The 18,109-nt window shown below is 70.3% G+C and carries 16 protein-coding genes; all 16 read right to left on the reverse strand.

What is annotated here, in order from left to right; genetic code table 11:
* Positions 1–142: 142 nt before the first annotated feature.
* Positions 143–1,369 carry a DivIVA domain-containing protein gene (locus ABZ845_RS01200; protein WP_360971565.1) on the reverse strand — a complete coding sequence of 409 codons (1,227 nt, stop codon included), beginning with the start codon at positions 1,367–1,369 and terminating at the stop codon, positions 143–145.
* Between the two features lie 52 nt (positions 1,370–1,421).
* Positions 1,422–1,712 (reverse strand): YggT family protein, encoded by a 291-nt coding sequence (locus tag ABZ845_RS01205; protein WP_360971568.1) that lies wholly within the window; start codon positions 1,710–1,712, stop codon positions 1,422–1,424.
* A gap of 50 nt (positions 1,713–1,762) precedes the next feature.
* Entirely contained in the window at positions 1,763–2,404 is a 642-nt protein-coding gene (sepF, locus tag ABZ845_RS01210; RefSeq protein ID WP_360971571.1) for a cell division protein SepF, read from the reverse strand.
* Positions 2,405–2,532: 128 nt separating this feature from the next.
* Positions 2,533–3,252 carry a YggS family pyridoxal phosphate-dependent enzyme gene (locus ABZ845_RS01215; RefSeq protein ID WP_360971574.1) on the reverse strand — a complete coding sequence of 240 codons (720 nt, stop codon included), beginning with the start codon at positions 3,250–3,252 and terminating at the stop codon, positions 2,533–2,535.
* 6 nt (positions 3,253–3,258) lie between these two features.
* Positions 3,259–3,987, reverse strand: a complete 729-nt coding sequence (gene pgeF / locus ABZ845_RS01220) for a peptidoglycan editing factor PgeF (protein ID WP_360971577.1) — start codon at positions 3,985–3,987, stop codon at positions 3,259–3,261.
* A complete protein-coding gene (gene ftsZ / locus ABZ845_RS01225) occupies positions 3,984–5,180 on the reverse strand; it encodes a cell division protein FtsZ (RefSeq protein WP_360971580.1) in 1,197 nt (398 codons plus the stop codon). The genes pgeF and ftsZ overlap by 4 nt, the downstream gene beginning before the upstream one ends.
* Before the next feature lie 279 nt (positions 5,181–5,459).
* The gene (locus ABZ845_RS01230) at positions 5,460–6,245 is read right to left on the reverse strand and encodes an FtsQ-type POTRA domain-containing protein (protein WP_360971583.1); all 786 of its coding nucleotides are present in this window, start codon (positions 6,243–6,245) and stop codon (positions 5,460–5,462) included.
* A 22-nt stretch (positions 6,246–6,267) separates the two neighbouring features.
* A complete protein-coding gene (gene murG, locus ABZ845_RS01235) occupies positions 6,268–7,362 on the reverse strand; it encodes an undecaprenyldiphospho-muramoylpentapeptide beta-N-acetylglucosaminyltransferase (RefSeq protein ID WP_360971586.1) in 1,095 nt (364 codons plus the stop codon).
* Between the two features lie 6 nt (positions 7,363–7,368).
* The gene (ftsW, locus tag ABZ845_RS01240) at positions 7,369–8,709 is read right to left on the reverse strand and encodes a putative lipid II flippase FtsW (protein WP_360971588.1); all 1,341 of its coding nucleotides are present in this window, start codon (positions 8,707–8,709) and stop codon (positions 7,369–7,371) included.
* 127 nt (positions 8,710–8,836) lie between these two features.
* The gene (murD, locus tag ABZ845_RS01245; protein WP_360971591.1) at positions 8,837–10,261 is read right to left on the reverse strand and encodes a UDP-N-acetylmuramoyl-L-alanine--D-glutamate ligase; all 1,425 of its coding nucleotides are present in this window, start codon (positions 10,259–10,261) and stop codon (positions 8,837–8,839) included.
* Positions 10,243–11,316, reverse strand: a complete 1,074-nt coding sequence (mraY, locus tag ABZ845_RS01250; protein WP_360971594.1) for a phospho-N-acetylmuramoyl-pentapeptide-transferase — start codon at positions 11,314–11,316, stop codon at positions 10,243–10,245. Before mraY ends, murD begins: the two co-directional genes overlap by 19 nt.
* Positions 11,313–12,728, reverse strand: coding sequence for a UDP-N-acetylmuramoyl-tripeptide--D-alanyl-D-alanine ligase (gene murF / locus ABZ845_RS01255; RefSeq protein WP_360971596.1), 1,416 nt, complete (start codon positions 12,726–12,728; stop codon positions 11,313–11,315). Before murF ends, mraY begins: the two co-directional genes overlap by 4 nt.
* A gap of 4 nt (positions 12,729–12,732) precedes the next feature.
* Positions 12,733–14,253 carry a UDP-N-acetylmuramoyl-L-alanyl-D-glutamate--2,6-diaminopimelate ligase gene (locus tag ABZ845_RS01260; RefSeq protein ID WP_360972420.1) on the reverse strand — a complete coding sequence of 507 codons (1,521 nt, stop codon included), beginning with the start codon at positions 14,251–14,253 and terminating at the stop codon, positions 12,733–12,735.
* 238 nt (positions 14,254–14,491) lie between these two features.
* Positions 14,492–16,444: a penicillin-binding protein 2 gene (locus ABZ845_RS01265; RefSeq protein ID WP_360971599.1), complete on the reverse strand. Its 1,953-nt coding sequence runs from the start codon at positions 16,442–16,444 to the stop codon at positions 14,492–14,494.
* A 5-nt stretch (positions 16,445–16,449) separates the two neighbouring features.
* Positions 16,450–17,115 (reverse strand): septum formation initiator family protein, encoded by a 666-nt coding sequence (locus ABZ845_RS01270; RefSeq protein WP_360971602.1) that lies wholly within the window; start codon positions 17,113–17,115, stop codon positions 16,450–16,452.
* Between the two features lie 22 nt (positions 17,116–17,137).
* Positions 17,138–18,094, reverse strand: a complete 957-nt coding sequence (gene rsmH, locus ABZ845_RS01275; protein WP_360971605.1) for a 16S rRNA (cytosine(1402)-N(4))-methyltransferase RsmH — start codon at positions 18,092–18,094, stop codon at positions 17,138–17,140.
* Positions 18,095–18,109: the final 15 nt, after the last annotated feature.

The raw sequence follows: 18,109 nt of genomic DNA on the forward strand, positions 1-18,109 counted from the left end.
TCCCTGCCCCGAACATGCGCAGCAGCCACCCGCGACACGCACGGCAGTGCACGCGAACGCGCGTAGCAAAAGGGCGGGGCCCCGGACCGAAGTCCGGGGCCCCGCCCTGAGAGTGCCGACGGCTACGCCGCTTTGACCGCCGTCAGTTGTCGTCCTCATCGATGAGGAACCCGCGCATCGGCGAGGGCGCCTGGCCCATCGGCGACGGGCCCTGCGGGCGTACCGGCGCCATCGGCTGGGTCATGGCCGGGGACATCTGCTGCTGACCGCCGTAGGACGGAGCAGAGGGAGGCGGACCACCCATCGTCTGGTTGCCGCCGTACGACGGGGCGCTCGCACCCGCGGGAGCCATCGACGGCGCCGACGGCGACGGCAGGGACGCCGTGGCCTGGGTGCGCGGCGGGGCCAGCGAGTCATCGGCCTGGGTCTCCAGCTGGCGCAGCTGCGACTCCAGGTACGACTTCAGCCGCGTGCGGTACTCGCGCTCGAAGCCGCGCAGGTCTTCGACCTTGCGCTCCAGCGTGGCGCGGGCGGACTCCAGGGAGCCCATCGCGACACGGTGCTTCTCCTGCGCGTCCCGCTCCAGGGCGTCGGCCTTGGCCCGGGCGTCGCGCTCCAGACCCTCGGCGCGGCTGCGGGCCTCGCCGACGATCTTGTTGGCCTCGGAACGGGCCTCGGCGATCGCCTGGTCGGCGGTCTGCTGGGCCAGCGAGAGGACACGCGCGGCGCTGTCGCCGCCGGGGCCTTGGCCAGGCATGCCGGGACCGCCCATGGGGCCGCCCATCGGACCGCCCATGGGGCCGCCCATCTGCTGCTGCATCGGACCCGGACCCTGACCCATGGGGCCCTGGCCCATCGGACCCTGACCCATGGGGCCCTGACCCATCGGACCCTGACCCATCGGACCCTGACCCATCGGACCCTGACCCATCGGACCCTGACCCATCGGACCCTGACCCATCGGACCCTGACCCATCGGGCCGGGACCCTGCGGACCGCCCTGCCCACCGCTGGGACCGGCAGGCAGCTGCGGTGCACCGCTAGGCAGCTGGGGCGGACCACCCATGGGGCCACCCATCTGCTGCTGCGGCGGGCCCGATATCCCGGCGGGCACAGGCGCGCCCGGACCTCGCATGCCCCCGGGCTGGTCCTGCGGCTCCGGAGGCTTCCGCATGTTCTGCTGGTTCTGCGCCGCGGCACGAGTGGCGGCGGCCAGCTTGGCGCGCAGGTCCTCGTTCTCCCGGAGCAGCCTGGTCAGTTCGGCTTCGACCTCGTCGAGGAAGGCATCGACCTCGTCCTCGTCATAGCCTTCTCGGAGGCGGACGGTCGTGAACTGCTTGTTCCGCACGTCCTCGGGGGTCAACGGCATCTCTTCACCTCAACGTAGTCATCGGCAGTCGGCAAGACCGTATCGTCCACAGTCACCTCGCGAGGCTTCCCACGATGTTGATCAGGATGTAGACGATGATCATCAGGACGAAGAAGGACAGGTCGAGCGCCACGCCCCCGAGACGCAGCGGCGGGATGAACCGCCGCAGAAGCTTCAGCGGTGGATCGGTGACAGTGTAGGTGGCCTCCAGAACGACCACCATCGCCTTGCCGGGTTGCCATGAGCGGGCGAACTGGAACACATAGTCCATGACCAACCGGAAAATCAGCACGACGAGGAAGCACATCAGCACGATGTAGACAACCTCCAGGAACACGCCCATGATCCGTGCTTCCCTCTCCCCTGTTTCCGCGCTCTCTCCGGTGGTGCGTCTCAGCTCTGGTTGAAGAACCCGCCCTCTGCGATGCGGGCCTTGTCCTCCGCCGTGACATCGACGTTAGCAGGCGACAACAGGAACACCTTCTGCGTCACCCGCTCGATGCTGCCGTGAAGACCAAACACCAAACCGGCCGCAAAGTCGACAAGTCGCTTCGCATCTGTGTCGTCCATCTCAGTGAGATTCATGATCACCGGCGTGCCCTCACGGAAGTGTTCCCCGATGGTACGGGCCTCGTTGTAGGTCCGGGGGTGAAGCGTGGTGATCCTGTACGGCTCTCGTTCGGACACGACCTTGGGCATGATCACCGGCGCGTTCTTCTCCAGGCTCTGGCGTTCTTGTGTGATGGATGACACGGGGGCGATGCGAGCCGGACGCCCGGATTCCGCGGGGAGCGAAGCAGATTGGGCCGCTGGATCGCGCTGCGCCGGCGGCTGCACCATGCGTACCGATTCATCCCTTTGGGACTGAAGTGCCCCTTGGGACTGATGGGACGGCTCATGCCGCCTGTGATCGCGCTCCGGCTCCGGGTCGAGTTCGGGCTCGAAGTCGTCGTCGGGGTCGAATCCCCTGCCGTCGTACCCATCGTCCTCCACGAGGCCGAGGTAGACCGCCATCTTGCGCATCGCGCCGGCCATGCTCTGAGTCCTCCGCTCTGTGGTGGATCGGGTGACGACTGCCAAGTGCCCGCGATCCACGAGGTCGTTATGCCGCCGATCAGCGGTAATGACCATATTTTCTGCTGTGGTCCGACTTCCTGGCGACGTTACCCGAGCCTGGGGCGGACTCCGAGTACCGCCGTACCGACGCGCACATGTGTCGCCCCGGCCGCCACGGCCTCCTCGAGGTCCGCACTCATTCCTGCTGAAACCATGGTTGCAGCCGGATGGGCTCGGCGCAGGTCGGTCGACAAATCCATCAACCGCTCGAACGCCGCCTGTTGACGACCGGCGTACTCCCCGGTGAGCGGCGCCACGGTCATCAGACCGTCCAGCCTCAGCCCCGGCGAGCCCGCGACGAGATCGCCCAACTCTTCGATTCCTCCGGGTGCCATACCCCCGCGCTCCCCCCGGCCGCCCGCGCCCGCGTCGAAGGCGACCTGGAGCAGGCACCCCACCTCACGTCCGGCCCGCTCGGCTTCCCTCGAAAGAGCCACGACGAGCCTGTCGCGGTCGACGGACTGCACGACATCCGCGTAACCGACCACGGATCGCACCTTGTTGGTCTGCAACTGACCGACAAAATGCCATGCAAGGGGCAGATCCGAGCAGGCCGCCGCCTTGGGTGCCGCGTCCTGGTCGCGGTTCTCCGCGACATGGCGGACGCCGAGTTGCGACAGGATGCGGACATCGCTCGCCGGATAGGTCTTGGTGACCACGATGAGGGTCACCTCTTCCCGCGCACGCCCCGCCGCCGCACACGCGTCCGCGATCCGGCGCTCGACCTTCGCGAGATTCGCGGCGATTTCGTCCTTACGTTCCGTCATGCCCCATCAGTCCAGCCAGACATAGCCGGCGAGCCGACCGGTGATGCGGTCGCGGCGGTAGGAGAAGTGATCGCCCGATTCCAGCGTGCACACCGGGGACCGCGCCTGGTCGCGTACCCCGAGCCGGTCGAGCTGCGCGTGCACTCCGGCGGTCACATCGACCGCGGGAGTGCCCCAGCTGGTCTCGGAGTGCGCCGCCGGCTCGACGGCGGCCACCTCGGCGCGCATCGCCTCCGGCACCTCGTAGCACCGGCCGCAGACCGCGGGTCCCGTGCGGGCGACGATCCGGGACGGCTCGGCGCCCAGCTCCACCATCGCGCGTACGGCTGCGGGAACGACCCCGGCGACCATTCCGGGCCGGCCGGCGTGCGCCGCCGCCGCGACACCGGCGACCGGATCGGCGAGCAGGACGGGTGCGCAGTCGGCGGTGAGCACGGCGAGCGCGAGACCGCGCCGTGCCGTGACGACGGCGTCAACGGGTGGCACCGGGTTTTCACCCCAGGGCTCGTCAACGACCGCCACGTCCGCGCCGTGCACCTGCTTCATCCAGACCACCAGGGCCGGGTCGAGACCGAGCGACTTCGCGGCGCTCTCGCGATTGGCGCGCACGGCGGCGGGGTCGTCACCGACCGCGCCTCCGAGATTGAGCTCCTCGTACGGAGCGGCGCTCACCCCGCCCCACCGGTCGGTGAAGGCGAAGTGCGCGCCGCTCACGGTGTAGCGCTGTCCTATCACTTCAGGAAGTCCGGTACGTCCAGCTCCTCGGCCGCGCTGTCCGAGTAGGTGCGCGACGGCGGGATCGGCGGGGCGACCGGAAGCTCGCTCACCGGCTCGGGGGCCGGCTCGGGGGCCGCCTCCTTCGGCGTGACGCTGCCGAGCGAGCCGAAGGACGGACGGCTCTCGACGGCGGGACGGGCCGGCGTCGGCTCCTCGCGCCGCGCGGAGGACGAGCCGAGCACGTTCTCCCGCTTGGCCGGGGGCTGGCCGCCGTCGAACCCGGCGGCGATCACGGTGACCCGTACCTCGTCGCCGAGGGCGTCGTCGATCACGGCGCCGAAGATGATGTTCGCCTCGGGGTGCGCGGCCTCGCTCACCAGCTGGGCGGCCTCGTTGATCTCGAAGAGGCCGAGGTCGGAGCCGCCGGAGATGGACAGCAGAACCCCGCGGGCGCCATCGATGGACGCCTCTAGCAGCGGGGAGGAGATCGCCATCTCGGCCGCGGCCACCGCACGGTCGTCGCCACGGGCCGAGCCGATGCCCATGAGGGCCGAACCGGCCTCGGACATCACGGACTTGACGTCGGCGAAGTCGAGGTTGATGAGACCGGGGGTGGTGATCAGGTCGGTGATGCCCTGGACACCGGAGAGCAGGACCTGGTCCGCCGACTTGAAGGCGTCGAGGACGGAGACCTGGCGGTCCGAGATGGACAGCAGCCGGTCGTTCGGGATGACGATGAGGGTGTCGACCTCTTCGCGCAGCTCGGCGATGCCGTCCTCGGCCTGGTTCGCGCGGCGCCGTCCCTCGAAGGTGAACGGGCGCGTGACCACGCCGATGGTGAGGGCGCCGAGCGAGCGCGCGATGTTGGCCACGACGGGCGCGCCGCCGGTGCCTGTGCCGCCTCCTTCACCGGCCGTCACGAAGACCATGTCGGCCCCCTTGAGGACCTCCTCGATCTCCTCGCGGTGGTCCTCGGCCGCCTTGCGGCCGACGGCCGGGTTGGCTCCGGCACCGAGTCCGCGGGTGAGTTCACGGCCGACGTCAAGCTTGACGTCGGCGTCGCTCATCAACAGAGCCTGCGCGTCGGTGTTGATGGCGATGAACTCGACACCCTTGAGACCGACCTCGATCATCCGGTTGATGGCATTGACACCACCGCCGCCGACACCGATGACCTTGATGACTGCGAGGTAGTTCTGCGGTGCTGCCACGTCGAAGGCCTCTCGCCTCGAATTACGTTGCCCTCGTTCCGCGGGTGCCCCGCGCCCCGAAGGCAGATGCCGATTGGGACGGTCCGAACGCCGACCCGAACCCTAACCCTGAAGTTTAGGGTTACCAGTGTGACTGTTCCCTGGACTCTTCCGAACAGGACACTAAGTCGACAAGTGGCGCACGTTCAACGAACACGCCGAACCTCCCGTTTTTCTTTTCACCCTATGTGATCAGCCGTAGCGCCGCTAAACCAGGGTGCTGGCCTGCATCGATGAGCGTCAACTCCCCGCTGACGCAGGGGCGCTGGGGACACTCACGTCGAAGTGCCGGGCGCGCGGCGCCGCTTTCATCAGCGCGGTGAGCGTGACGGCCTTGACCCGGCCCTTCTCCTCGCTGCCCCACAGCACGGTCCGGCCATGGCCCAATTCCAGCGAGATGGAGTCGTAGGAGCCGACCTTGACCCTCCTCAGGTCGCGGGTGACGGCGGCGGGAAGATCCTGGGTGACCTGGGCCGCGGCACGCAGCAGCCGCTCGGTGCCGAATCGCAGGCGTGCGTCCGGCCTGCCCGCCGTCAGTTCCGCTTCGGGAACGCCCTTGGGCGGTTTCGTGACCGTCGCGAACCGTACGCCGCTCCTGTCCACTTCGTCGAACTTTCCGCCGTTCCCAAGGACCAGGACCGGTGCACGCTCGGTCACTTTCAGCCCGATGCCATGGGGCCAGGAGCGGACGGCGGACACGGAGTCGATGCGCGGCAGCTTTTGGCGCAAACGCGCCTCGATCGCTCCGGTGTCGAGGGAGACCAGGGGTGTGCCCGGGGTGATGCCGGCCGCCTCCCGCACCTGCGCCGGGGTCAGCACACGCGTGCCCGAGACCGAGATGTGCCGCACCCGCAGCCAGGAGGAGCCGTACAGCAGCCAGATGGTGCCGCCGACCAGCAACGCCACCACGGCAGAAGAGATGATGAGCCTACGGGAACGGGACAGCCGCCCGAGTCGGGGCGGCCGGGGCGGACCGGACACCGGCCCCTGCCGTTTGCCGCGCTCGGCGGTGGTGGGTCCGGCCACGCTCCCTGCCTTCCCTTGTGCGTTACTGGTGCCGGCGCGAGGCGATCGCCTCGTACACCATGCCGACGAGCAGGTCGTCGGCGTCCCGGCGGCCGAACTCACCGGCGGCACGGGACATCTCGTACAGCCGGTGCGGGTCGGCGAGCACGGTGAGGACGTTCTGCTGGACCCACTCGGGCGTGAGTTCGGCGTCGTCGACCAGCAGTCCGCCGCCGGCCTTGACCACCGGCTGGGCGTTCAGTCGCTGTTCGCCGTTGCCGATGGGCAGCGGGACGTACGCGGCGGGAAGCCCGACGGCGGAGAGCTCGGCGACGGTCATCGCGCCCGCACGGCAGAGCATCATGTCGGCCGCGGCGTACGCGAGGTCCATCCGGTCCACGTACGGTACCGGGATGTACGGCGGCATTCCCGGCATCTGCTGCACCCGCGGCAGTTCGTTCTTGGGGCCCACGGCGTGCAGGATCTGGATGCCGCACTGCTGGAGGTAGGGGGCGACCTGCTGGACGACCTCGTTGAGCCGGCGGGCGCCCTGCGAGCCTCCGGAGACCAGCAGCGTGGGCAGGTTCGGGTCGAGGCCGAACGCGGCGCGGGCCTGCGGGCGCATGGCAGCGCGGTCCAGGGTGGCGATGGAGCGGCGCAGCGGGATGCCGATGTAGCGGGCTCCGCGCAGCTTGCTGTCCGGGGTGGATACGGCGACCTGGGCCGCGTACCGCGAACCGATCTTGTTGGCCAGGCCCGGGCGGGCGTTGGCCTCGTGGATGATGATGGGCACGCCGAGGCGCTTGGCGGCGAGGTAGCCGGGCAGGGCGACATAGCCGCCGAAGCCGACGACGGCGTCCGCCTTGGTGCGCTCCAGGATCTGCTCGGCCGCCTTGATCGTGCCGCGCAGCCGCCCGGGGACCGTGATCAGCTCGGGCGTGGGCTTGCGCGGCAGGGGGACTGCCGGGATCAGCGCGAGTTCATAGCCCCGCTCGGGTACCAGGCGGGTCTCCAGGCCGCGCTCCGTGCCCAGGGCCGTGATCCCCACGGTCGGGTCCTGCCTGCGCAGGGCGTCCGCGAGGGCGAGCGCGGGCTCGATGTGGCCGGCGGTCCCCCCACCGGCGAGTACGACATGCACCGAAATTCACCGCTCTCCGGACGAGCGCGCCGCCGAGGCACGCCGTCGCATCGTGTTCCATCTCCGAGGCCCCCGAGGGCCTCCCGCCCGCTTTCTACCAAAGCGAGGTTGCCGCATCGCAAGCGCCGCCCGCGCAGCGGGCTCGTCGCGCGCGAAGGCGATCAGCAGCCCGATGGCGAACATGGTCGGCAGCAGGGCGGATCCCCCGTAGGAGAACAGCGGGAGGGGGACTCCGGCGATCGGAAGCAGTCCGAGCACCGCACCGATGTTGATCACCGCCTGAGCGATGATCCATGTCGTCACGCCTCCCGCGGCGTACCTCACGAAGGGGTCCTCCGAGCGTCCGGCCACGCGGATACCCGCATAGCCTAGAGCCGCGAAGAGGGCGAGCACCGACAGCGTCCCCGCGAGGCCCAGTTCCTCACCGGTGACGGCGAAGATGAAGTCGGTGTGCGCTTCGGGCAGTTGACCCCATTTTTCCACACTCGCGCCGAGGCCGGAACCGAAGATTCCACCGGAGGCCAGAGCATAGATTCCGTGCACGGCCTGCCAGCACTGGTCACCCGGACCCGGGTCCGTGGCGCCGATGCAGTTGAGGCGGGCCAGGCGGTGCGGGCTGGTCTTGATGGCGATGGCGCCGAGCACCACGGCGATGCTCAGCACCCCGGTGAACAGCCGGGTGGGCGCGCCGGCCAGCCACAGCAGTCCGAAGAGGATCGCGGTCAGGATGATGGTGGTGCCCATGTCGCCGCCCAGCATGATCAGCCCGAGCAGCAGGAACGCCATGGGGACCAGCGGCACCAGCATGTGCTTCCACTGGGCGAGCAGGCGTTTGTCCTGCTTGCGTGCGAGCAGGTCGGCGCCCCACAGCACGAGCGCGAGCTTGCCGAACTCGCTGGGCTGGATCTGGAAGGAGCCTCCGAGTGAGATCCAGTTCTGGTTGCCGTTGACGGCCACCCCTATCCCGGGCACCTGCACCAGGATCATCAGAACGACGGCGCCCGCCAGGATCGGGTACGCGAGCGCCCGGTGCAGCTTCACGGGCATGCGGGAGGCGGTCAGCAGCAGCACGGCGCCGATGCACGCGGCGAGGAACTGCTTGCGGAAGAAGTACGACCCGGGCAGCGACATCTGCAACGCGGTGATCTGGGAGGCCGAGTAGACCATCACCAGGCCGAGCACGGTGATCAGCAGACTGCCGCCGAAGATCAGATAGTAGGCGGTGAGCGGACGGTCCCAGGCGCGCCGAAGACGCGCGACGAGCCGGGTGACGGGGTTCTCGCGCCGCGGACGGGAGCCTGAGGGGCGTTTGGGGGTCCCCTGGAGGGCACGGCTACTGGATGCCACCGCTCACCTCGCCACGCCGTGGGAGAGCGGCGCCACCGGGGGCACCCGCCGGCGAAACCCCGGCCACATCCGAGTCACGCGTCCCTCCAAAGGGTCCCGAAGCGCCCGCCGTGGCCGAGACCCGCCGTCAGGCGCCCGCGCCGAGTTCGCGAACCGCCTGGGCGAACGCGTCCCCGCGCTTGTTGTAGTTCGCGAACATGTCCATGGACGCACAGGCGGGAGCCAGCAGCACCGTGTCACCGGCCCGCGCGAGCCCTTGTGCCGCCCGCACAGCCTCACGCATCGCCCCAGTGTCGGCCCGGTCGAGGTCGACCACGGGGACTTCGGGGGCGTGTCGCACGAGGGCTTCACGGATGAGCCCGCGGTCCGCGCCGATGAGGACGACGCCCCGCAGCCGCTTCGCCGCCCCGGCGACCAGTTCGTCGAAGACCGCGCCCTTGGCGAGCCCGCCCGCGATCCACACGATCGACTCGTACGCGGCCAACGAGGCCCCGGCCGCATGGGTGTTGGTGGCCTTGGAGTCGTCCACGTAGGCGACCTGGTCCACGTCGGCCACATGCGCGATGCGGTGGGCGTCCGGGGTGAAGGCCCGCAGGCCGTCCCGAACGGCGGTGGCGGGCACCCCGAAGGCACGCGCTAGGGCCGCCGCGGCAAGGGCGTTGGCGATGTTGTGCGGGGCGGGCGGGTTGACGTCGGAGACCTCCGCCAGCTCCTGGGCGTTCTTGTGCCGGTTCTCGACGAAGGCGCGGTCGACCAGGATGCCCTCCACGACACCGAGTTGGGAGGGCCCCGGCGTGCCCAGCGTGAAGCCGACGGCCCGGCAGCCTTCTTCGACGTCCGCGGCGCGCACCAGGTCCTCGGTGGCCTTGTCGGCGGCGTTGTACACGCACGCGACGCGGTTGCCTTCGTAAATGCGGCCCTTGTCGGCGGCGTACGCCTCCATCGAGCCATGCCAGTCGAGGTGGTCGGGCGCCAGGTTGAGCACGGTGGCGGAGTGCGCGCGCAGCGAGGGCGCCCAGTGGAGCTGGTAGCTCGACAGCTCCACAGCCAGGACGTCGTACTGCTCCTCGCCGAGGACCACGTCCAGCAGCGAGACGCCGATGTTGCCGACGGCGGCCGTGCGCAGGCCCGCCGCCTCGAGGATGGAGGCGAGCATCTGCACGGTCGTGGTCTTGCCGTTGGTGCCCGTGACCGCGAGCCAGGGGGCCGCGTCGGGGCCCCTGAGCCGCCAGGCCAGCTCGACGTCGCCCCAGACCGGGACGCCGGCCTTCGCCGCGGCCGTGAAGAGGGGCTTGCCGGGCTGCCAGCCGGGCGTGGTGACGATCAGCTCGGTGCCTTCGGGCAGGGTGGCGCCGTCACCGAGGCGCACGGTGATCCCGAGCTTCTCCAGCTCCGCGGCCTGCGCCCGGGCCCGCTCGTCGTCGCCGTCGTTGACGACGGTCACGACCGCGCCGAGCCCGTGCAGCACCTTGGCCGCCGGGATGCCGGAGACGCCGAGCCCCGCGACGGTGACGTGCTTTCCCTGCCAGTCGGTCACTTCTCTGCTGCCCATCCCGCGTAGAAGATGCCAAGACCCACGATGACGCAGATGCCCTGAATGATCCAGAAACGGACCACGACGAGGACTTCCGACCAGCCCTTGAGTTCGAAGTGGTGCTGGAGCGGTGCCATCCGGAAGACGCGGCGGCCGGTGAGGCGGAACGAGCCGACCTGGATGACCACCGACATGGTGATGAGGACGAAGAGGCCGCCGAGGAGCGCGAGCAGCAGCTCGGTGCGGGAGCAGATCGCGAGTCCGGCGAGCGCGCCGCCCAGGGCCAGCGAACCGGTGTCACCCATGAAGATCTTGGCGGGGGACGTGTTCCACCACAGGAAGCCGAGGCAGGCGCCCATGAGCGCGGAGGAGACCACGGCGAGGTCGAGCGGATCTCGTACCTCGTAGCAGGCGGCCGGGTTGGTGAGGGTCTGCGCGTTGGCGCAGGACTCCTGGAACTGCCAGACGCCGATGAAAGTGTAGGCGCCGAAGACCAGCACGGAGGCGCCGGTGGCGAGGCCGTCCAGGCCGTCGGTCAGGTTCACGCCGTTCGACATGGCGAGGATCATGAAGATCGCCCAGACCACGAAGAGCACCGGGCCGATCGTCCAGCCGAAGTCCTGCACGAAGGAGAGCTTGGTGGAGGCCGGGGTGTTGCCCCGGGCGTCGGCGAACTGGAGGGCCAGCACGGCGAAGGCGACACCGACGGTCAGCTGGCCGGCCATCTTCGCCTTCGCGCGCAGACCGAGCGAGCGCCGCTTGACGATCTTGATGTAGTCGTCGAGGAAGCCGACCAGGCCCATGCCGCCCATGAGGCCGAGGACCAGCACCCCGGAGAACGTCGGCGGCTTGCCCGTGATCACCTTGGACAGGAAGTACGCGGCGATCGTGGCCAGGATGAAGGCGATACCGCCCATCGTGGGCGTACCGCGCTTGGCGTGGTGCTCGCGCGGTCCGTCGTCGCGGATGTACTGGCCGTAGCCCTTGCGGGCCAGCAGCTTGATCAGCAGCGGGGTGCCGATCAGGGTGAGAAAGAGGCCAATGACTCCTGCGAACAGGATCTGCTTCATCATCGGGCGGCAACCTCACCCTCGGCACCGGTCTCGAGCAGCGCCTGCGCCACGCTCTCGAGCCCGACCGACCGGGACGCCTTCACGAGTACGACGTCTCCCGGGCGCAGCTCGCTGCGCAACAGGTCGACCGCCGCCTGTGCGTCGGACACGTGCACCGACTCCTCACCCCACGAACCCTCGTTATATGCGCCCAGTTGAAGCCAGGACGCTTCCCTGCCCCCGACCGCGACGAGCTTGCTGACGTTGAGCCGGACGGCGAGCCGTCCGATCGCGTCGTGCTCGGCGAGCGCCTCGTCCCCGAGCTCGGCCATCTGGCCGAGCACCGCCCACGTCCGGCGCCCCTTGCCCATTGCCACGAGTGCGCGCAGTGCGGCCCTCATGGACTCGGGGTTCGCGTTGTAGGCGTCGTTGACGACCGTCACGCCGTCCGGTCGCTCGGTGACCTCCATGCGCCAGCGGGAGAGGGAGCCCGCCTCCGAGAGCGCGAGGGCGATCTCTTCCGCGGACATGCCCAGCTCATGGGCGACGGCGGCCGCGGCGAGCGCGTTCGACACGTGGTGCTCACCGTACAGGCGCATGGTCACATCGCTGCACCCGGAGGGTGTGCGAAGGCTGAAGGAAGGCTGTCCGTTGTCCGTGAGCCTCACATTCTCGGCCCGTACATCCGCTTCGCCCGATTCTCCGAAAAGGAGCACCTTGGCCTTCGTACGGGACGCCATGGCCCGTACGTACGGATCGTCGGCGTTGAGCACCGCGACGCCGCCGTCCGCCTCGGCGGGCAGGCTCTCGACGAGCTCGCCCTTCGCCTGGGCGATCTGCTCACGGCCGCCGAACTCACCGATGTGGGCGCTGCCGACGTTGAGCACGAGTCCGATCCGGGGCGGGGTCAGCCCGGTGAGGTAGCGGATGTGGCCGATTCCTCGGGCGCCCATCTCCAGCACGAGGAACTGGGTCTGTTCGGTGGCGCTGAGCGCGGTGAGCGGCAGCCCGATCTCGTTGTTGAGGGAGCCGGGGGTCCACACGGTGGGCGCCTTGCGCTGGAGCACCTGGGCGATCAGGTCCTTGGTGCTGGTCTTGCCCGCGGAGCCGGTGAGGGCCACGACGGTCGCCCCGAGCCGCTGGACGACATGGCGTGCGAGGGCGCCCAGCGCGCTCTGCACGTCCTCCACGACGATCGCGGGCACGCCGACGGGGCGGGACGCCAGAACAGCGGCGGCGCCCGCCTGGACGACCGCGGGGGCGAAGTCGTGTCCGTCCACGCGCTCGCCGGTGAAGGCGGCGAAGAGGCTGCCGGGCACCACCTCGCGGGAGTCCCGTACGACCGGTCCGGTGACGAGAACGGACGAGTCCGGTATGTCATGCATCTGCCCGCCGACGACTGCTGCGATCTCGGCGAGGGAGAGGGCGATCACAAGTTCATCCCTGAGTGTTCTGGATTGCTTCGCGAAGCACCTGGCGGTCGTCGAAGGGACGGACCACTCCGGCGATGTCCTGGCCTTGCTCATGGCCCTTGCCCGCGACCAGCACGGTGTCCCCGGGCCGCGCACGGGCGACGGCGGCGGCGATGGCGGCGGCACGGTCCTCGAAGACCTGCACCTCGCCGCGTTCGTGCGCGGGAACGGACGCCGCGCCCTGGAGCATCGTGGCGAGGATCGCGAGGGGGTCCTCGGAGCGCGGGTTGTCGGAGGTCAGTACGGCAGTGTCGGCGAGCCGGGCCGCGGCGGCGCCCATCGGCGCGCGCTTGGTGGTGTCGCGGTCGCCGCCGCAGCCGAGCACGATGTGCACCTTGCCCTCGGTGACCTTGCGCAGCGCGCGCAGCACCGATTCGACGGCGTCGGTCTTGTGGGCGTAGTCCACGACCGCGAGATAGGGCTGCCCCGCGTCCACGCGTTCCAGCCGGCCGGGGACGCCCGGCACGGCCGCGATGCCGTCGGCGGCGGTTTGCGGGTCGGCACCGGCCACCGCGAGGGCGACGATCGCGGCGAGGGTGTTGGCCACGTTGAAGGGGCCCGGGAGCGGCGACTTCGCGGAGATCCGCTCGCCCTTGGGGCCGAGCACGGTGAACGTGGAGTCCATCGGCCCGACACTGACGTCCTCGGCGCGCCAGTCGGCGTCGGGGTGGCCCTCGGCCGAGTAGGTGACGACGGGGACGGTGGCGTCCTTCACGAGCCTGCGGCCGTGTTCGTCGTCGTAGTTGACGACACCGGCCCGGCTGCGCCGTTCGGTGAAGAGCTGTGCCTTGGCCCGGTAGTAGTCCTCCATGTCGGAGTGGAACTCCATGTGTTCCGGGCTGAGGTTGGTGAAGACGGCGAAGTCGAAGACGCAGCCGTCGACCCGGCCGAGGACCAGCGCGTGGCTGGAGACCTCCATGGCGACCGCCTCGACCCCGCGCTCCCGCATGAGAGCGAACAGCGCCTGGAGGTCGGTGGCCTCGGGGGTGGTGCGCTCGGACTTGACCCGTTCGTCGCCGATGCGCATCTCGACGGTGCCGATGAGCCCGGTGCTGCGGGTGGCCTTGAGGCCGCCCTCGACGAGGTAGGCCGTCGTCGTCTTGCCGGAGGTGCCGGTGATGCCGATCTGGAGGAGGTCCTGGCCCGGGTGGCCGTAGATCGTGGCCGCCAGCTCGCCCATCACCGCGCGCGGGTCCTCGGCCACCAGGACCGGGAGGCCGGTGGCGGCGGCGCGTTCCCCGCCCGCGGGGTCCGTCAGCACGGCGACCGCGCCGAGACCGGCCGCCTGGGTGACGAAGTCGGCTCCGTGCAGACGGGCGCCGGGCAGGGCGGCGTACAGGTCGCCGGGGCGGACGGCGCGCGAGTCGTGGGTGATGCCCGTGACCTCGGCGGCGCTTCGCGGCGTGGTGACACCCAGCTGATCCGCGAGGTCCCCGAGGGGCGTGGCGGGAACGTGGACCGGTCGCGGCGGTCCCGGGTATGTCACGGAAGCGCCCTTCTGGGTGGTGGGGGACTGATCAGCGTGTGGCACGGCGGTGAGCGTACCGGGCGTACCCCCGCCGGAGCTAAAAAGGTGCCCGCGCGAAGCGTGGTCCGGCTCGGGTGGGGGCGGATGACCGGTGGGCGAGGGCGAAGGCGGGGTGTGGTTCCCGGGGTCGGGGGTGATCGTTGTCACGAGCCGTTCCTGGTAGGTCTTTCCCGTAGTACTGATCGTGTCGGTGCCGTCACGGTGTGAACGTGACGGGCAGGTTCGCGGGGTCCGCGCCGGTGGGCGGGACCTGGAGGGTCTTCAGGGCGAACTCCATCACCTGCTGGAAGATGGGGCCGCAGATCTCGCCGCCGTAGTAGCTGCCCTTGGTGGCGTTCTGGATGGCGCAGTAGACGGTGATACGGGGGTTGTCCGCGGGGGCGAACCCGGCGAAGGAGGACGTGTATCCGCGGTACTTCCCGGTGGCCGGATCCACGCGGTTGGCCGTACCCGTCTTCCCCGCGACCCGGTAGCCGGGGATGCGCGCCTTGATCCCGGTGCCCTGCCCGTCGTCCACGACCGACTCCAGCATCTGGGCGAGGGTCTTCGCCGTCCTGTCGCTGACGACCCTGGTCTCCTTGGGTTTCGGCGCGGGGGCGAACCGTCCGTCGGCGCCCTTGGAGCCGCGCACCAGCGTGGGTTCGACACGCACGCCGCCGTTGGCGATGGTCGAGTAGACCGACGCGGCCTGGACCGCGTTGATGGAGAAGCCCTGGCCGAAAGGAATCGTGAACTGCTGCGAGGTGGACCATTTGGCGGGCGGTGCGAGGATGCCGCTCGTCTCGCCCGGGAATCCGAGTCCGCTGGGGCTGCCGATGCCGAACTTGCGCAGATACGAGTACAGGACCCGGTCGGCCTCGTCCTGCGTCTTGCCCAGCTGGCCGGTCGCCAGGATGGTGCCGATGTTGCTGGACTTGGCGAGGACGCCGTTGAGCGTCAGGGACCAGGTCCCGTGGTCGACGTCGTCCTGGAAGAGCCGGTCACCGCGGTGCAGCCGGTTGGGCACGGTGACATGGGTCATCGGGGTGGCGACGTTCTCCTGGAGCACGGCGGCCATCGACATCAGCTTGGCGGTGGAGCCGGGCTCGTAGGCGTCCTGGACCGCCGCGTTGCCCAGGGCCGAGGCGCTGGCCCTGGAGAGGTCGTTGGGGTCGAAGCCGGGCGAGTTGGCCAGGGCCAGGATCTGCCCGGTCCGGGTGTCCTGCACGACCACATAGCCGCGGTCCGCCCGGGAAGCCTTCACCTGCTGGGTGATGGCGTTCTGGGCGGCCCACTGGATGTCGCGGTCGATGGTCAGCTCGATGTCGGAGCCAGCCACGGCCGGCGTCTCGGCGGAGCCCGCGGTGGGCACGAGACGGCCGCCCGACTGGGCGTAGCGGATCTTGCCGTCCTTGCCGGCCAGTTCCTTGTTCAGCTGCTGCTCGATACCGCCGCCGCCCTTGCCGTCGGCGTTGACCCAGCCCAGTATCCCGGCGGCGAGATCGCCGTTGGGGTAGACGCGCTTGGTGGTGGGTTCGGCGAGGACGCCGGCGAGGACGTTGACGGTCGTCCTGTTTGTCCTCGCCTTGGCGATGAGCGTGTTCTTCAGGTCCTTGATCTGGTTCCAGACCTGAGGGGTCTGGCGGTGGGCCAGCAGGACGTAGCGGGTGCGCGGGGTCTTGAGCTTCTTGGTGACCGTGGCGGCGTCCTGGCCGATCATCGGGGCGAGGAACGCGGCGGCCTGCTCGGGGGCGTCGGGGATCCCGGTCGCCTTCTGGGTGAACAGCGTCGGGTCGGCCGTGATGTCGTACGCGTCCACGCTGCCGGCCAGCTCGACGCCGTTGCGGTCGGTGATCTCGCCGCGCTCGGCGGCCAGGGTGCGGCCGACGTACCGGTTCAGGTCGGCCTTGGCGGTGTAGGTGCTCGCGTCCACGGCCTGCACCTGGAGCAGCCGTACGACGAAGGCGGCCAGCGTGAGGGTCAGGGCGAGGCTGATCATGCGCAGCCGGGGGCGGGGGCTGCCGAGCCGGATGCTGCGCGCGGCGGCGGCGCGGGCCGGGGCCGGGCGGCGCGCGGGACGGGGGCCGGGGCCCGAACGGCGCCGGGGGTCAGGGCGCGCGGGGCGCGCGGGGCCGGGCACGCGACGGCGTGGCGCTTCCCTGTCGGACACTTCCGTCACCTGCCGGGGGTCGTGGAGGGGCGTGCGGACGGGGTGGATGAGGGAGCGGTCCTGGGGCTTGCCGCCGGGGGGCGGTCGGCGGTCCGGGGGCTCGCGGCCGGGCTGCGGCTCGTCGCCGGGGAGGAGAGCGGTGAGGAGAGAGGCACCCTCACGTTCCCGCTCGCGCTCGTGTCCGGGGACGCGCCGGGCGTCCCGGCGGCGTTGAGGGTGGGGGCGAGCACCATGGGCGGATTCAGGGCGGGGCTGAGTGCCTCGGGGGGCGGAGCGGCTTCGGCGGTGTTCTCCGCGGGCTGCGCGGCGGCGGGCGAGGGAACGCCCTTGACGGTGCCGTCGGGATTGAGGAAGGCGGGGTCGCCTCCGGGGACCATGCCGAGCTCATGGGCCCGGCGCTGGAGCGCGTCGGGGGCCGAGTAGCCGTCCACGTCCCGCTGGAGGGCCTGCCCCTCGTCGGTGAGGCTCTTGTTCTGCCGTTGCAGGTCGTCGAGTTGGAAGGCCCCTTCGCTGAGCGCGGAGTTCAGCACGAGGAGACCGATGAGTCCGCCGCTGAGCAGCAGGACGACGAGCAGGACGAAGGGGGTGCGGGCGGCGCCGCTGCCGCCGCCGACGGGAATCAGCCGGGCGAGCCGGGCGGCCCGCCCCTTGAGTTCGGGTTTTCTGCTCACTCACTCACCCCTTTCGTCCGGCTCACTCGGCGTCCTCACGGATCCTCTCGGCGCCACGCAGCCGCGCCGGGGCGGCCCGGCGGTTGACGGCGACCTCTTCCTCGGTGGGAAGTTCGGCACCACGGGTGAGGAGCTTGAGCCGGGGCTGGTAGCGCTCGGGGACGACCGGGAGTCCGGGCGGCGCGGTGGTCGCGGCTCCGGACGCGAACACCTGCTTGACCAGGCGGTCTTCGAGCGAATGGTAGGAGAGGACGGCGATCCTGCCGCCGACGGCGAGCGCCTTCACCGCGGCGGGGATCGCCCTCTCCAGAACGGCGAGTTCGCCGTTGACCTCGATGCGCAGGGCCTGGAACGTGCGCTTGGCCGGGTTGCCGCCGGTGCGCTTGGCCGCCTGCGGCAGCGCGTCCCGGATCAGCTCCACGAGCCGTGCGCTGTTGGTGAACGGCTCCTTCTCACGCTCGCGCACGATCGCGGACACGATCCGCTTGGCCTGCTTCTCCTCGCCGTACGCGCGCAGGATCCGTACGAGTTCGCCCGCCGGGTAGGTGTTGAGGACCTCGGCGGCGCTCATGCCGGTCGTCTGGTCCATGCGCATGTCGAGGGGGGCGTCCTGCGCGTAGGCGAAACCGCGCTCCGCCTCGTCCAGTTGCATGGATGAGACGCCGAGGTCGAAGAGCACTCCCTGGACTTTCGGCAGGCCCAGCCGGTCGAGCACGTCCGGGAGTTCGTCATAGACGGCGTGCACCAGATTCGCCCGCTCGCCGAAGGGGGCGAGCCGCTCCCCGGACAGGCGCAGCGCCTCCTTGTCGCGGTCCAGCGCCACGAGCCGGACGTCGGGGAAGCGCGTGAGCAGGGCTTCGCTGTGGCCGCCGAGCCCGAGGGTGCAGTCGACGACGACGGACCCCGGCTCGGCGAGAGCCGGGGCCAGCATGTCCAGGCACTGCTGGAGCATGACGGGCACGTGTCGTCTCTGGCTCAAGGGGGCCTCTCAGAT

Origin of the sequence: Streptomyces sp. NPDC047022 (assembly GCF_040644155.1) — a bacterium.
GTDB lineage: Bacteria > Actinomycetota > Actinomycetes > Streptomycetales > Streptomycetaceae > Streptomyces.

Coding starts and splice junctions, on each gene's coding strand:
- ABZ845_RS01200 (WP_360971565.1), bottom strand. CDS start 1,369: ATGCCGTTGACCCCCGAGGACGTGCGGAACAAGCAGTTCACGACCGTC.
- ABZ845_RS01205 (WP_360971568.1), bottom strand. CDS start 1,712: ATGGGCGTGTTCCTGGAGGTTGTCTACATCGTGCTGATGTGCTTCCTC.
- sepF (WP_360971571.1), bottom strand. CDS start 2,404: ATGGCCGGCGCGATGCGCAAGATGGCGGTCTACCTCGGCCTCGTGGAG.
- ABZ845_RS01215 (WP_360971574.1), bottom strand. CDS start 3,252: ATGACGGAACGTAAGGACGAAATCGCCGCGAATCTCGCGAAGGTCGAG.
- murD (WP_360971591.1), bottom strand. CDS start 10,261: ATGGGCAGCAGAGAAGTGACCGACTGGCAGGGAAAGCACGTCACCGTC.
- mraY (WP_360971594.1), bottom strand. CDS start 11,316: ATGATGAAGCAGATCCTGTTCGCAGGAGTCATTGGCCTCTTTCTCACC.